The sequence below is a fragment of the Pseudomonas kielensis genome, from assembly GCF_014236655.1.
GTDB classification, from domain to species: domain Bacteria; phylum Pseudomonadota; class Gammaproteobacteria; order Pseudomonadales; family Pseudomonadaceae; genus Aquipseudomonas; species Aquipseudomonas kielensis.
Window position 1 is genome coordinate 1 of record NZ_JACMYG010000034.1, and the last position, 13466, is coordinate 13466.

The following is a 13466-nucleotide window of genomic DNA, read 5'->3' on the forward strand; positions in this document are numbered from 1 at the left end:
GGGCGGCTCTTTCTTTTTGTGTCGGCGCAAACTTATATCACGCCGACAATGTTGGCGATACTTGCGCTTTCAACCTTTCAGCTTCTTTACGGCCTTGTCGCAATATGCGCGTTGGAGGTCGTATTTTTGCAAAATCTGTGCATTCGGACTGACAACTTCAGCGCTGTTTTACAAGGCGTGTGCGTCAGAAAAAGTGTCCTTGTCTTGCACTTGAATCTCCGTGGGCTTCCGTGCCGCTATTCTTATAGGTCTAAAGGGTTCCACTTCCAGCGGGTGCCTTATAGACGATGTGGGAATGAATGCAACAAGCGTGCACAAATCGGCTTTTTACCTGCGTTTTTTTATGAAACGCCCGTTTCAACTCACCAAACCGAATAAATACGGGGCTTTCGAGACCGTTTTGTTTGGACTTGACTCCGTAGCTCTTCTGGTGTTGCACCATGCCTGTGCATGGGTGAACGTGAAAAATGTTACCGGTTCACCCTTTGGGGTGTGTAAACGGCGGATGCTCGGAGAAATCAGCTTAGACGTGGATTGATTTTTTGCTGGATTTTTTTCATCTTTTACATGGACGTCACACTTTTGCCGAGGGCGGCGCGGGTCCTGGAGGGGTGTTCGCTTTTGGGCTGGCGGGGCGACGGTTCCTTCATGGTGCGCGGGGATGGCAAATGTCCTGTGTTGGGGCGTTTGCCGGTTAGAGCGCGGTAGGGTGTCGGGTTTTTGCGTGCAGGGAGCTGATTTTTCGCCGTGAACCGCATCGGGTTCGCGGGTATGCTGCTCATGTATGGCCGGCGCATTAGCCTTGAAGGCTGGCGCCAGGCTTCAATCATCGACTATGCAGGAGTGCCCGCGGTGTTTGCTTTGGATTCACGACTTGAACAAGACACCCTGACCATTGGGGATTTCCCGCTCAGCCGCTTGCTGTTGTCCAATGACTCGAATTATCCCTGGTTCATCCTGGTTCCGCGGCGTGCGGATATCAGTGAGTTGTTTCAGTTAGAGGCGGCCGATCAACAGCAGTTGTGGCGGGAAACAACGCTGTTGGCCGAGACACTCAAGGATTCGTTCGACGCCGACAAGTTGAATGTGGCGACCCTGGGTAATGTGGTCAGCCAGTTGCACATGCACGTCATCGTGCGCAAACGTGAGGATGCCGCCTGGCCGGCACCGGTCTGGGGCAAGCACCCGGCACGTCCCTATACCGCCGAACAAGTGGCGGCGATTCGTGAGCGCCTGCGTCTGGTGTTGAGCGATGGTTTCACTTTTCTGGAGGGTTGAGCCATGAGCCTGGAAGAGCGCGTTATGGACCTGGAAAGTCGCCTGGCGTTTCAGGATGACGCCATCGAGGCGATGAATGATGTGCTGGTCACTCAGCAGCGGGTCGTCGAGCGACTGCAGTTGCAGATGGCAGCGCTGCTCAAGCGTCAGGAAGAAATGGGCGGCCAGTTCGAGGCGTTCGAAGAGGAAGCGCCGCCACCGCACTATTGAGTGTCAATGGCGACTGCCCATCGGCAGGCAATAAAAAAACCGCGAAGCAGCCTGGCTGCATCGCGGTTTTTTTTCGAGCGGGTAACGAGGTCGGGATCAGCGACGCGGCAGGGCCGCGATCACGTCTTCCGCTTGCAGGCCTTTATCCCGGTTCATCACCGAGAACTCCACGCGCTGGCCTTCGACCAGAACGCGGTGACCCTCGCCACGAATGGCGCGAAAGTGCACAAAAATATCATCTCCGGAGTCACGGGAAATGAAACCGAAACCCTTGGAGGTGTTGAACCACTTCACGGTGCCGGTATCCCGGTTGGTCATGTCGTAGTTTTGATGAGTCGCGGCAGCGGGTGAGGACTTGTAGAAGCTGATGGCCAGGTGCAGCAGGACTGCGACCAACGCAACGATGAGGCTGAACAGCACTGCGGGGTGACCGCCGATTTCCGGCATCGGTGCCAGCAGTGTCAGGGTTTGCAGGACAACGGCAAGCACCAGCAAGGCGCTGACCAGGTTTTGCAGTTGATGGCGAGGACCTTTGTTCCAGTAAGGGATCACCGGAGCGAGGGTCAGGTTGAGCAGACCGAAGAACGCCAGGTACAACGCGTCAGGTTGTTGCAGGTAAGGTATGGCTTCGGTTCGCAAGCTAGGGATGAAGGACAACAGCAAAGCTGCTGCGCCCGTTAGCAGGTGGACGATTTTCAACATTTTAATTGACTCACGTTAAGACGGATCGCAAGGAAGAGCTGATTGAGTACGGTTCGCTTCTGAACAATGGGAGGCGTTGGACACGTACCCGGTATCAGCCTATGCACGGCACGCGGGGAAATAGCGGCAGTGACACGGCGTCTATTTAACAGCAAAGACCGTACCTTCTCAAATCAGCGCAGAGGGCGCGTGCGCCGGGGTGGTCGGCGATTTGCGTCGGGGCATCGGGGGGGGGTGGCCGAAGGCTTGTTTTAGAGGCTTCAGCCCCTATTGGCGGGCGCCGATCGGCCAGCAAAGAAGCAACCGGCACAGAGCCGGGACTCTTGCTACAGTGAGGGCGCACCTGTGCAATGGACTTCATCACTGACAAGGGGAACAGCATGGCAATTGATATCGGTATCAGCGAGGCGGATCGCAAGTCCATCGTCGATGGGCTTTCGCGGTTGCTCTCGGACACGTATGTGCTCTATCTGAAAACCCATAACTTCCACTGGAATGTCACCGGTCCCATGTTTCGGACCCTGCACTTGATGTTCGAAGAGCAGTACACCGAGTTGGCCCTGGCGGTGGATCTGATTGCCGAGCGTATTCGTGCATTGGGTTTTCCGGCCCCAGGCGCCTATTCAATTTACGCACGACTTTCTTCCATTAAAGAAGAGGAGGGGGTACCCAGTGCCGAAGCGATGATCCAGCAACTTGTCCAGGGGCAGGAAGCGGTCACCCGTACCGCGCGCGGGATATTTCCCCTGCTGGAAAAAGTCAGCGATGAACCCACCGCGGACCTGCTGACGCAGCGCATGCAAGTCCATGAGAAAACCGCCTGGATGCTGCGTTCGCTGCTGGACGGCCAGTAATTCTGAGCTGATTGATGGCGCCGGTCTGCCGGCGCCATCCGCGCGAGTTGTCGCGTCCGGGTTCGGGAAAGGTCTCGGGCACTGATGGCGCTTTTCCGTGCCTCTTGCGGGACTCTTCCTGCGCCATCTTTCCGTTTCGCTGTTGCATGTAGGAGAGTGCTAATAGTCTTGTTGTTGCTGTCGGCTTGTCCTACGTCTGCGGTTATAAAAGCATCTGGAAATATGTATCTGCTTACGTTTTTATAACGACATGGAACGTTGTTATAAATGGAATGGCAAAGGAGTGTCAGACATATGGTTAGAATTTTAGCGACAGGAGCCGATGAAGTTTCCAGGCCTCAGGATATAAAGATCGATCCCTTCGTACGTGAGTTTGACATGGGCCTGGCACAGCCTTTGGCCAGGTCGGTCCGCTTGAATGGGTTTGCCACCTGCCTGCGGCTGGAACAGGTGTACTGGAATATCCTGGCCAGTATTGCCAGGAATAATTGCTGTTCGGTCAACGCCTTGCTGTCCCGGGTTGATCGCGAGGTGCACCTGCGCCATGGCGGGGTGAAGAACTTCAGTGGCCTGGTCCGGGTGATGTGTGTCGTGCACAGCTTGGACCAGGGCGCCGTGGGCATGGAATGACGTCGAGGGGCCGGGGCAGTGCGGCCGGTACGCCCAAGTGCCGGTCGCCATCGGCCCCGGATGCGGCCCCTGTGCAGCGTTACGGCTGCACAGGCTCGATTTAATCGATATAATCCCGCTCTTTGCCGCCAAACCCATTGTTTGCGCGGGATGAACCTGATCGCCGAGACAACCCCATGCCGATGTACGACTATCAATGTGCTTCCTGTGGTCATCAGTTGGAAGCCATTCAGAAGATCAGCGCAGCACCGTTGGTCGACTGCCCTGCCTGCCAGGCGCCCGAACTGAAAAAAATGTTGTCGATGCCGGGCTTCCGCCTGAGTGGTACCGGATGGTACGAAACCGACTTCAAGACCGGTTCGAAGAAGAATCTGGCCGGTGGCGACAAAGCTGACTGAGTTGAACGACACACCGAGCTCTTGCATTATCTGGCACTTCATTCAAGTGCGGCGGTGCAGCAAGACCTCCCATCGAATTTCGAATTACGAGAAGTGAAACCACTACCATGATGCGCAGCCATTATTGCGGCCAACTGAACGAAAGCCTGGAAGGTCAGGAAATTACCCTTTGCGGATGGGTCCATCGTCGTCGTGACCACGGCGGGGTGATTTTCCTCGATATCCGTGATCGTGATGGTCTGGCCCAGGTGGTGTTCGACCCGGATCGTGCTGAAACCTTCGCCGCCGCCGACCGCGTGCGCAGCGAATATGTGGTCAAGGTCACCGGCAAGGTGCGCCTGCGTCCGGCCGGTGCCGGCAACGCCAACATGGCCTCGGGCATGATCGAAGTCCTGGGTTACGAACTGGAAGTGCTGAACGAAGCGGAAACCCCGCCGTTCCCACTCAACGAGTTCTCCGACGTCGGCGAAGAAACCCGCCTGCGCTATCGCTTCATCGACCTGCGTCGCCCGGAAATGCTCGAGAAGCTGCGCCTGCGTTCGCGCATGACCACCAGCATCCGTCGTTACCTGGACGAGAACGGCTTCCTCGACGTCGAGACGCCGATCCTTACCCGTGCCACGCCAGAAGGCGCCCGTGACTACCTGGTACCAAGCCGTACTCACGCCGGCAGCTTCTTTGCCTTGCCGCAATCGCCTCAGCTGTTCAAGCAACTGCTGATGGTCGCTGGCTTCGATCGCTACTACCAGATCGCCAAGTGCTTCCGCGACGAAGACCTGCGTGCCGACCGCCAACCGGAATTCACCCAGATCGACATCGAAACCAGCTTCCTTGATGAAAAAGACATCATGGGCCTGACCGAAGGCATGATCCGCAACCTGTTCAAGGAAGTGCTGGGTCTGGAATTCGGCGATTTCCCGCACATGACCTGGGACGAGGCCATGCGTCGTTACGGTTCCGACAAGCCGGACCTGCGTAACCCGCTGGAACTGGTTGACGTTGCCGACCAGCTCAAAGACGTTGAATTCAAGGTGTTCAGCGGCCCGGCCAACGACCCGAAATGCCGTATCGCGGCACTGCGCGTTCCAGGCGGGGCGAGCATGCCGCGCAAGCAGATCGACGATTACACCAAGTTCGTCGGCATCTACGGTGCCAAGGGCCTGGCCTACATCAAGGTCAACGAGCGCGCTGCCGGGGTTGACGGTCTGCAATCGCCGATCGTGAAGAACATTCCGCAAGACAACCTGAACGTGATCCTCGACCGCGTTGGCGCAGTCGATGGCGACATCGTGTTCTTCGGTGCCGACAAAGCCAAGATCGTCAGCGAAGCCTTGGGCGCACTGCGGATCAAGCTCGGTCACGACCTGAACCTGCTGACGTGCGAGTGGGCCCCGATGTGGGTGGTCGACTTCCCGATGTTCGAAGAGAACGACGACGGCAGCTTCACTGCTCTGCACCACCCGTTCACCGCGCCGAAGTGCACGCCGCAAGAGCTGGAAGCCAACCCGGCGACCGCCCTGTCGCGCGCCTACGACATGGTGCTCAACGGCACTGAGCTGGGTGGCGGTTCGATCCGTATCCACCGCAAGGAAATGCAGCAATCGGTATTCCGCCTGCTGGGTATCAGCGAAGCGGAACAGGAAGAGAAATTCGGCTTCCTGCTCGACGCCCTGAAGTACGGTGCACCGCCCCACGGCGGCCTGGCCTTCGGCCTGGACCGTCTGGTGATGCTGATGACCGGCGCCCAGTCGATCCGTGAAGTGATCGCGTTCCCGAAAACCCAGAGCGCGGCATGCGTGATGACCCAGGCCCCAGGCCTGGTGGATGCCAAGGCTCTGCGCGAGCTGCACATCCGTTTGCGCGAACAGCCAAAGGCTGAGTAAGGCTGGCCACCCTGGCGTATCTGTGGATACGCCAGGGGTCAGATCCAGCGTGTATTGCCCGCTCGCCTTCCAGGGTGTGCGGGCATTGTTTTAAAGAGAATTCGGAGCGAGTTATGGCGGGTCATTCCAAGTGGGCGAACATCAAGCACCGCAAAGAACGTCAGGATGCCAAGAAAGGCAAGATTTTCACCAAGTGGATTCGTGAGCTGACAGTTGCGGCCCGTCAGGGCGGCGGCGATCCCGGCTCCAACCCGCGGTTGCGCCTGGCGCTGGACAAGGCCCTGGGTGCGAACATGAGCCGCGACATCATCGATCGCGCGGTGGCCCGTGGGGCTGGCGCTGCCGACACCGATGACATGGTCGAGCTGAGCTACGAAGGTTATGGCCCGGGTGGCGTGGCGGTGATGGTCGAGTGCATGACCGATAACCGCAACCGCACGGCGGCGGCGGTTCGACATGCCTTCAGCAAGTGCGGCGGCAACCTGGGCACGGATGGCTCGGTGGCCTACCTGTTCGAGCGCAAGGGGCAGATCTCCTTTGCCCCGGGTATCGACGAAGACGCCTTGATGGAAGCGGCGATGGAGGCTGATGCCGACGACGTGGTGACCAACGAAGACGGTTCGATCGACGTATTCACCTCGTTCGCCGGTTTTTATGCCGTGCGCAACGCCCTGGAAGCGGCAGGCTTCAAGGCTGATGACGCGGAAATCGTGATGCTGCCCACCACCAGTGCCGAACTGGACCTGGAAGGCGCCGAGAAGGTGCTCAAGCTGATCGATATGCTCGAAGACCTGGATGACGTGCAGAACGTCTATTCCAACGCCGATATCCCTGAGTCGGTAGCTGCACAGCTCGGTTAAAGGCGACTAGGATCTACTGTGGGAGCGAGCCTGCTCGCGAATGCGGACTTTCGGGCAACATCGTTGCTCAATAGGAGACCGCTTTCGCGAGCAGGCTCGCTCCCACATTTGTTTATTCGGATCATCGAATATCGTGCTTTTTTGACCCGCAGGCGTTATGACTTTAATTCTTGGTATCGACCCCGGTTCACGCATTACCGGTTATGGCGTGGTACGCGATACCGGTCGTGGCTGCGTGTATGTGGCGTCGGGTTGTATTCGCACCGGCAGCGGTGAGCTACATGAACGGTTGCAAATTGTTTATCGCGGCGTGCGTGAGGTGATCCAGACCTACGGCCCGGTGACCATGGGCATCGAGAAGGTGTTCATGGCCCGCAATGCCGACTCCGCGCTCAAGCTCGGCCAGGCCCGTGGTGCGGCGATTGTCGCGGGGGCCGAAGAGAGCCTGGAGATTGCCGAATACACCGCTACCCAGGTCAAGCAGGCGGTCACCGGTACCGGCGCGGCCAACAAGGAGCAGGTGCAGATGATGGTCATGCACATGCTCAAGCTCACGAGCAAGCCGCAAATCGATGCTTCCGATGCCCTGGCGATTGCCATTTGCCATGCCCATACCCGCTCCAGCCTGTTGCCCCATGGCCTGGGGACGGCGCGCAGTCGTGGCGGTCGCCTGCGCCTGTGATCTGATAGCATCCACCGACTGGTTTTTTTGGTTGAGCGTTTTGCGCCTGTACTGTCGGCAGCTTCGCTCACTTTGCTCTTCGAACGCCTGATCTGGCTAACGCTTAAGGATTTGAAACGTGATTGGACGTTTGCGCGGCACCTTGGCTGAGAAACAGCCGCCGCACCTGATACTGGATGTCAACGGCCTGGGCTATGAGCTGGAAGTGCCGATGACCACCCTCTATCGACTGCCGTCGATCGGAGAACCGATCACCCTGCACACCCATTTGGTGGTGCGCGAAGACGCCCAGTTGCTTTATGGTTTCATCGGCAAGCGTGATCGGGACTTTTTCCGCGAGTTGATCCGCCTCAATGGGGTGGGTCCCAAGCTTGCGCTGGCGTTGATGTCGAGCCTTGAGGTCGATGAGCTGGTGCGTTGTGTGCAGGCCCAGGACACTTCGGCGCTGACCAAGGTGCCCGGTGTCGGCAAAAAGACCGCCGAGCGCTTGCTGGTGGAACTCAAGGACCGCTTCAAGGCCTGGGAAACCGTGCCGAGCATGTTTGCCCTGGTGCCGAACCAGCCTGATGGCCCGGCGCAACCGGTGGTCTCGGCGGAGAATGATGCGGTCAGCGCGCTGATCTCCCTGGGCTACAAGCCGCAGGAAGCCAGCAAGGCGATTTCCGCGATCAAGGAGAAAGGCTTGAGCAGTGAAGACCTGATTCGTCGTGCACTGAAGGGAATGATCTAAGTGATTGAAGCTGATCGTCTGATTGCCGCCACCGGTGGCCCGCGTGACCGCGAAGAAGTCCAGGACCGCGCCATCCGCCCGGTCAGCCTGGCCGAATACATCGGTCAGCCGACCGTTCGCGAGCAGATGGAGCTGTTCATCCAGGCGGCGCGCGGGCGCAACGAATCCTTGGACCATACGCTGATCTTCGGTCCGCCGGGCCTGGGCAAGACCACGCTGGCCAACATCATCGCCCAGGAAATGGGCGTGTCGATCAAAAGCACCTCGGGGCCGGTCCTGGAGCGTCCCGGCGACCTGGCCGCACTGCTGACCAATCTCGAACCCCATGACGTGCTGTTCATCGATGAAATCCATCGCCTGTCGCCGATTGTCGAGGAAGTGCTGTACCCGGCCATGGAGGACTTCCAGCTCGACATCATGATCGGCGAAGGCCCGGCAGCACGCTCCATCAAGCTCGACCTGCCACCGTTCACCCTGGTGGGGGCGACCACTCGCGCCGGCATGCTGACCAACCCGCTGCGCGACCGCTTCGGCATCGTCCAGCGCCTGGAGTTCTACAGCACCGCCGACCTGGCGACCATCGTCAGTCGTTCGGCCGGTATCCTCGGGCTGCCGCTGGACCCTGAAGGGGCGTTTGAAATCGCCCGGCGGGCCCGCGGCACGCCACGTATCGCCAACCGCCTGCTGCGGCGGGTGCGGGATTTTGCCGAAGTTCGGGCCAAGGGCCACATCACCAAGCCGATCGCCGACCTGGCGCTCAACCTGCTGGACGTCGATGAGCGCGGTTTCGATCACCAGGACCGGCGTTTGCTGCTGACCATGATCGAGAAGTTCGATGGCGGTCCGGTGGGGGTGGACAGTCTGGCGGCGGCCATCAGCGAAGAGCGGCACACCATTGAAGACGTGCTGGAGCCATACCTGATCCAGCAGGGCTACATCATGCGTACGCCCCGTGGACGGGTAGTGACCCGGCATGCTTATTTGCACTTTGGCCTGAACATTCCGACACGCATGGGCGAAATGCCCGCAGTAGACGCGTTTCTGGATGCAGTGGACGATTAATGACGGTCTGCGCCGATTTATTCCGGTTTTGTGTGGTCCTAGGTGGCTGGCGAACCCTTGTTTGGCTGCAAAGGCGCAGAAGAATGAAAAACAGTTGCCTGGCCGGATTGGCAACCTGAGGAGTAAGCACTAGAGTATGCGCGCGCAAAACGGGCTAGAGTCGTTCGCACATCGTTGTCGCGTTTATTACGAGGACACCGATGCCGGCGGCATCGTGTATTACGTTAATTACCTCAAGTTTATGGAACGGGCTCGGACCGAGCGGCTACGTGAGTTGGGCTTTGCCCAGTCACAGCTGGCAGGCGAGGACCTGTTGTTTGTCGTGCATTCCAGCGAAGCGCGCTACCACGCGCCGGCGCGACTGGACGACGAGCTTGTGGTAAGTGCTGAAGTAATCGAATTGAACCGTGTCAGCCTGCGCTTCAAGCAGCAGGTCAGGCGAGCCACGGATAATGCACTGCTCTGCGAAGGGCAGTTTTTGGTGGCCTGTGTGCGCACCCATAGTTTGAAACCCCGGGCCATTCCCGAAGCTCTACGTGCGGCCTTTGCCGACGTGAGCGGCGCGGGTACACACTCAAAGCAGGAGATAAAGCGTGGAAGCTAACGTCGTCGACCATTCCTCCATGTGGAGCCTGGTCAGCAATGCCAGTATCGTGGTGCAACTGGTAATGCTGACCCTGGTAGCCGCATCGGTGACCTCATGGATCATGATCTTTCAGCGCAGCAATTTGCTGCGTGCCGGTCGACGTGCCCTGGAGAGCTTCGAGGAGCGCTTCTGGTCGGGTATCGACCTGTCCAAGCTGTACCGTCAGGCCGGCAGCAACCCTGATCCGGATTCGGGCGTCGAGCAGATCTTCCGTGCCGGCTTCAAGGAATTCTCCCGCCTGCGCCAGCAACCGGGTGTGGACCCGGAAGCGGTCATGGAAGGCGTGGCCCGTGCCATGCGCGTGGCTATTTCCCGCGAAGAAGAAAAGCTCGAGCAGAGCCTGCCATTCCTCGCCACCGTCGGCTCGGTCAGCCCGTACATCGGTCTGTTCGGTACCGTCTGGGGCATCATGAACTCCTTCCGCGGCCTGGCCACTGCCCAGCAAGCGACCCTGGCCACCGTGGCCCCGGGTATCGCCGAGGCACTGATCGCTACCGCCATCGGTCTGTTCGCCGCCATCCCGGCCGTTATCGCGTACAACCGCTTTGCCGCGCGCAGCGAAACCCTGATCAGCCGCTACTACACCTTCGCCGATGAATTCCAGGCGATCCTGCACCGTAAAGTGCACACCAGCGAAGAATAAGCAGGTATTTCCCAATGGCTTTAATCGCTCGAGCTCGCAAAAAGCGCAAGCCGGTCGCCGAGATGAACGTGGTGCCTTACATCGACGTGATGCTGGTACTGCTGGTCATCTTCATGGTGACCGCGCCGATGCTCAATCAGGGCGTGAAAGTTGATCTGCCCAAGGTTTCCAGCGAAGCCTTGCCGCAAGACAACAACACCCAGGTCCTGACCATTTCGATCAAGGCTGACAAGACCTACTACTGGAACCTTGGCAGCGAAGTCGACACCGAGAAGCAGCAGGACCGGGCAATGACCCTGCCGCAGATGACGGATGCGGTGACCAAGATCATTCGCGCCGGCAACGAAGGTGGCAAACACACCCAAGTGTTCATTCGTGGCGACAAGACCGTCGACTACGGCGCCGTCATGGGCGCAATGGGTGGGTTGCAGAAAGCCGGAGTCGGTAACGTTGGCTTGATTACCGAGGCGCCCTGATGCAGCAACAGCGAGAGCCAACAGCCTCGGAAAGCTACTTCTGGCCTAGTGTCTGGGCAATTGGCTTGCACGTGCTGGTGTTCGGCATGCTGTTCGTCAGCTTTGCCTTTACCCCGGAGCTGCCGCCGGCCAAGCCGATTGTCCAGGCGACCCTGTACCAGTTGAAATCGAAAAGTCAGGCAACCACCCAGACCAATCAGAAGATTGCGGGTGAAGCGAAGAAATCCGCTGCGCGCCAGACCGAAGTCGAACAGATGGAGCAGAAAAAGGTCGAGCAGGAAGCGGTGAAGGCTGCGGAACAAAAGAAAGAAGAGGCGGCTCAAAAGGCCGAGGAAGCCAAGAAGGCCGACGAGTCGAAGAAAGCCGAAGAAGCGAAAAAGGCTGATGAAGCCAAGAAAGCCGATGAAGCGAAGAAGACCGCCGAAGCCAAGAAGGCAGAAGAGAAACAATTGGCTGATATAGCCAAGAAGAAAGCCGAAGAAGAAGCCAAGAAGAAAGCTGAAGAAGAGGCCAAGAAAGCGGCCGCTGAAGAAGCGAAGAAGAAAGTAGTCGAAGACGCGAAGAAAAAAGCCGCGGAAGACGCCAAGAAGAAAGCTGAAGCGGACGAGGCGAAGAAGAAAGTCGCCGAGGATGCGAAGAAGAAAGCTGCTGCCGATGCTGCGAAGAAAAAATCGCAGGAAGCGGCACGTAAATCCGCCGAAGAGAAAAAGGCCCAGGCCCTGGCAGATTTGCTTTCCGACACGCCGCAGCGTCAGCAGGCCTTGGCCGATGAACAAGGCGATGAAGTCGCGGGCAGTTTCGACGACCTGATTCGAGCACGGGCAGCGGAAGGCTGGGCGCGTCCTCCTTCGGCACGCAAGAACATGACGGTCGTGCTGCAAATTGGCATGTTGCCCGATGGGACGGTGACCTCGGTCACGGTTTCCAAGTCCAGTGGCGATGGTCCGTTCGACAGCTCGGCTGTAGCAGCGGTCAAGAACATTGGACGTTTGACAGAAATGCAGGGAATGAAGCCGAGCGATTTCGCTCCCTATCGTTCATTCAAGATGACATTCACACCTGAGGATCTAGCCTTGTGAGAAACCTTCTTCGAGGAATGCTTGTCGTTATTTGCTGCATGGCAGGGATAGCGGCGGCGGATGAAAAGAACATTCTGGTCACCAGCGGCAGTGATCGGGCGACCCCGATTGCGGTAGTGCCGTTCGGCTGGCAGGGCGGCAGCGTGCTGCCGGATGACATGGCGGAAATCATTGGTAATGATTTGCGCAACTCGGGTTACTACTCGCCCATTCCCAAGCAGAACATGATCAGCCAGCCGACCCAGGCCAGCGAAGTCATCTACCGCGACTGGAAGGCCCTGGGCGCCCAGTACATCATGGTCGGCAGCATTGTTCCGGCCGGCGGTCGCCTGCAGGTGCAGTACGCCCTGTTCAACGTCAACACCGAGCAGCAAGTGCTGACCGGCAGCGTTTCCGGTGGCGTCGACCAGTTGCGCGACATGGCGCACTACATTTCGGACCAGTCGTTTGAGAAGCTGGTGGGTATCAAGGGCGCGTTCTCGACCCGTCTGCTGTACGTGACGGCCGAGCGTTTCTCCGAGAAGAACACCCGCTACACCCTGCAACGCTCGGACTACGACGGTGCACGTGCCGTGACCCTGCTGCAGTCCCGCGAGCCGATCCTGTCGCCACGTTTTGCCCCCGATGGCAAGCGTATCGCCTATGTCTCCTTCGAGCAGAAGCGTCCGCGGATCTTCATGCAGAACATCGACACCGGTCGTCGTGAGCAGATCACCAACTTTGAAGGACTCAACGGTGCTCCAGCCTGGTCGCCGGACGGTTCGCGCCTGGCATTCGTACTGTCCAAGGACGGTAACCCGGATATCTACGTGATGAACCTGGGTTCGCGCCAGATCACCCGCGTAACCGCAGGGCCTGGCATCAACACCGAACCGTTCTGGGGCAAGGATGGCTCGACCATCTACTTCACCTCCGACCGTGGCGGCAAACCGCAGATCTACAAGACCAGCGCCAGTGGCGGCGGTGCCGAGCGTGTGACCTTCATCGGCAACTACAATGCCAACCCGAAATTGTCGGCTGACGAAAAGACCCTGGTGATGATCCATCGCCAGGAAGGTTTCACCAATTTCAAGGTGGCGGCCCAGGATTTGCAGCGCGGTAGCGTAAAAATCCTAACTGATAGCACTCTGGACGAGTCACCTACTGTTGCGCCCAACGGCACCATGGTAATCTACGCCACCCGCCAGCAGGGCCGGGGAGTCTTGATGCTCGTGTCCATCAATGGACGCGTAAGGCTCCCGCTTCCTACCGCACAAGGCGAAGTCAGAGAACCTTCCTGGTCCCCTTACCTGAACTGACGCGGCGCTATACGTTGTACTTAACACATTGGGGT

Annotated in this window: 17 protein-coding genes; 16 read left to right on the forward strand and 1 reads right to left on the reverse strand. The window is 58.5% G+C overall.

Going from position 1 to position 13466, the window contains the following annotated elements; all coding sequences use genetic code 11:
- Positions 1 to 295 precede the first annotated feature (295 nt).
- The 3 genes from H7995_RS23910 (at position 296) to H7995_RS23920 (ending at position 1488) form a co-directional block, all read left to right on the forward strand.
- Positions 296 to 538, forward strand: coding sequence for a hypothetical protein (locus H7995_RS23910; RefSeq protein ID WP_166591759.1), 243 nt, complete (start codon positions 296 to 298; stop codon positions 536 to 538).
- A 314-nt stretch (positions 539 to 852) separates the two neighbouring features.
- On the forward strand, positions 853 to 1278 hold the full coding sequence (locus tag H7995_RS23915; RefSeq protein ID WP_095166122.1) for an HIT family protein: 426 nt from the start codon (positions 853 to 855) through the stop codon (positions 1276 to 1278).
- 3 nt (positions 1279 to 1281) lie between these two features.
- Positions 1282 to 1488 (forward strand): SlyX family protein, encoded by a 207-nt coding sequence (locus H7995_RS23920; RefSeq protein WP_166591760.1) that lies wholly within the window; start codon positions 1282 to 1284, stop codon positions 1486 to 1488.
- A gap of 96 nt (positions 1489 to 1584) precedes the next feature.
- Here H7995_RS23920 and H7995_RS28660 read toward each other — a convergent pair whose 3' ends face one another.
- Positions 1585 to 2190: a cold-shock protein gene (locus H7995_RS28660; protein ID WP_166591761.1), complete on the reverse strand. Its 606-nt coding sequence runs from the start codon at positions 2188 to 2190 to the stop codon at positions 1585 to 1587.
- 380 nt (positions 2191 to 2570) lie between these two features.
- Here H7995_RS28660 and H7995_RS23930 point away from each other — a divergent pair, with 380 nt between their 5' ends.
- The 13 genes from H7995_RS23930 (at position 2571) to tolB (ending at position 13431) form a co-directional block, all read left to right on the forward strand.
- Positions 2571 to 3044: a Dps family protein gene (locus tag H7995_RS23930; protein WP_166591762.1), complete on the forward strand. Its 474-nt coding sequence runs from the start codon at positions 2571 to 2573 to the stop codon at positions 3042 to 3044.
- A gap of 294 nt (positions 3045 to 3338) precedes the next feature.
- Positions 3339 to 3674 (forward strand): ribbon-helix-helix domain-containing protein, encoded by a 336-nt coding sequence (locus tag H7995_RS23935; RefSeq protein WP_166591763.1) that lies wholly within the window; start codon positions 3339 to 3341, stop codon positions 3672 to 3674.
- 176 nt (positions 3675 to 3850) lie between these two features.
- Entirely contained in the window at positions 3851 to 4072 is a 222-nt protein-coding gene (locus H7995_RS23940; RefSeq protein WP_010457489.1) for an FmdB family zinc ribbon protein, read from the forward strand.
- A 107-nt stretch (positions 4073 to 4179) separates the two neighbouring features.
- Positions 4180 to 5955: an aspartate--tRNA ligase gene (gene aspS / locus H7995_RS23945; RefSeq protein WP_166591764.1), complete on the forward strand. Its 1776-nt coding sequence runs from the start codon at positions 4180 to 4182 to the stop codon at positions 5953 to 5955.
- Positions 5956 to 6068: 113 nt separating this feature from the next.
- The gene (locus tag H7995_RS23950) at positions 6069 to 6815 is read left to right on the forward strand and encodes a YebC/PmpR family DNA-binding transcriptional regulator (protein WP_166591765.1); all 747 of its coding nucleotides are present in this window, start codon (positions 6069 to 6071) and stop codon (positions 6813 to 6815) included.
- A 157-nt stretch (positions 6816 to 6972) separates the two neighbouring features.
- Positions 6973 to 7497 (forward strand): crossover junction endodeoxyribonuclease RuvC, encoded by a 525-nt coding sequence (gene ruvC / locus H7995_RS23955; protein WP_008147379.1) that lies wholly within the window; start codon positions 6973 to 6975, stop codon positions 7495 to 7497.
- Positions 7498 to 7615: 118 nt separating this feature from the next.
- Positions 7616 to 8227 (forward strand): Holliday junction branch migration protein RuvA, encoded by a 612-nt coding sequence (ruvA, locus tag H7995_RS23960; RefSeq protein ID WP_166591766.1) that lies wholly within the window; start codon positions 7616 to 7618, stop codon positions 8225 to 8227.
- Positions 8228 to 9289, forward strand: coding sequence for a Holliday junction branch migration DNA helicase RuvB (ruvB, locus tag H7995_RS23965; protein WP_166591767.1), 1062 nt, complete (start codon positions 8228 to 8230; stop codon positions 9287 to 9289).
- Between the two features lie 136 nt (positions 9290 to 9425).
- Positions 9426 to 9893, forward strand: coding sequence for a tol-pal system-associated acyl-CoA thioesterase (ybgC, locus tag H7995_RS23970; protein ID WP_027619828.1), 468 nt, complete (start codon positions 9426 to 9428; stop codon positions 9891 to 9893).
- Positions 9883 to 10578: a protein TolQ gene (gene tolQ, locus H7995_RS23975; RefSeq protein WP_034149144.1), complete on the forward strand. Its 696-nt coding sequence runs from the start codon at positions 9883 to 9885 to the stop codon at positions 10576 to 10578. Before ybgC ends, tolQ begins: the two co-directional genes overlap by 11 nt.
- A gap of 23 nt (positions 10579 to 10601) precedes the next feature.
- Positions 10602 to 11054, forward strand: a complete 453-nt coding sequence (gene tolR, locus H7995_RS23980) for a protein TolR (protein ID WP_162530237.1) — start codon at positions 10602 to 10604, stop codon at positions 11052 to 11054.
- Entirely contained in the window at positions 11054 to 12133 is a 1080-nt protein-coding gene (gene tolA / locus H7995_RS23985) for a cell envelope integrity protein TolA (RefSeq protein WP_166591768.1), read from the forward strand. The genes tolR and tolA overlap by 1 nt, the downstream gene beginning before the upstream one ends.
- Before the next feature lie 17 nt (positions 12134 to 12150).
- Entirely contained in the window at positions 12151 to 13431 is a 1281-nt protein-coding gene (gene tolB, locus H7995_RS23990; RefSeq protein WP_166591769.1) for a Tol-Pal system beta propeller repeat protein TolB, read from the forward strand.
- Positions 13432 to 13466 lie beyond the last annotated feature (35 nt).

Excerpts from the sequence above, each read along its gene's own strand:
- H7995_RS23910 (WP_166591759.1), top strand. The coding sequence starts at position 296 with ATGAATGCAACAAGCGTGCACAAATCGGCTTTTTACCTGCGTTTTTTT.
- H7995_RS23920 (WP_166591760.1), top strand. The coding sequence starts at position 1,282 with ATGAGCCTGGAAGAGCGCGTTATGGACCTGGAAAGTCGCCTGGCGTTT.
- H7995_RS28660 (WP_166591761.1), bottom strand. The coding sequence starts at position 2,190 with ATGTTGAAAATCGTCCACCTGCTAACGGGCGCAGCAGCTTTGCTGTTG.
- H7995_RS23930 (WP_166591762.1), top strand. The coding sequence starts at position 2,571 with ATGGCAATTGATATCGGTATCAGCGAGGCGGATCGCAAGTCCATCGTC.
- H7995_RS23935 (WP_166591763.1), top strand. The coding sequence starts at position 3,339 with ATGGTTAGAATTTTAGCGACAGGAGCCGATGAAGTTTCCAGGCCTCAG.
- H7995_RS23940 (WP_010457489.1), top strand. The coding sequence starts at position 3,851 with ATGCCGATGTACGACTATCAATGTGCTTCCTGTGGTCATCAGTTGGAA.
- aspS (WP_166591764.1), top strand. The coding sequence starts at position 4,180 with ATGATGCGCAGCCATTATTGCGGCCAACTGAACGAAAGCCTGGAAGGT.
- H7995_RS23950 (WP_166591765.1), top strand. The coding sequence starts at position 6,069 with ATGGCGGGTCATTCCAAGTGGGCGAACATCAAGCACCGCAAAGAACGT.
- ruvC (WP_008147379.1), top strand. The coding sequence starts at position 6,973 with ATGACTTTAATTCTTGGTATCGACCCCGGTTCACGCATTACCGGTTAT.
- ybgC (WP_027619828.1), top strand. The coding sequence starts at position 9,426 with ATGCGCGCGCAAAACGGGCTAGAGTCGTTCGCACATCGTTGTCGCGTT.
- tolA (WP_166591768.1), top strand. The coding sequence starts at position 11,054 with ATGCAGCAACAGCGAGAGCCAACAGCCTCGGAAAGCTACTTCTGGCCT.
- tolB (WP_166591769.1), top strand. The coding sequence starts at position 12,151 with ATGCTTGTCGTTATTTGCTGCATGGCAGGGATAGCGGCGGCGGATGAA.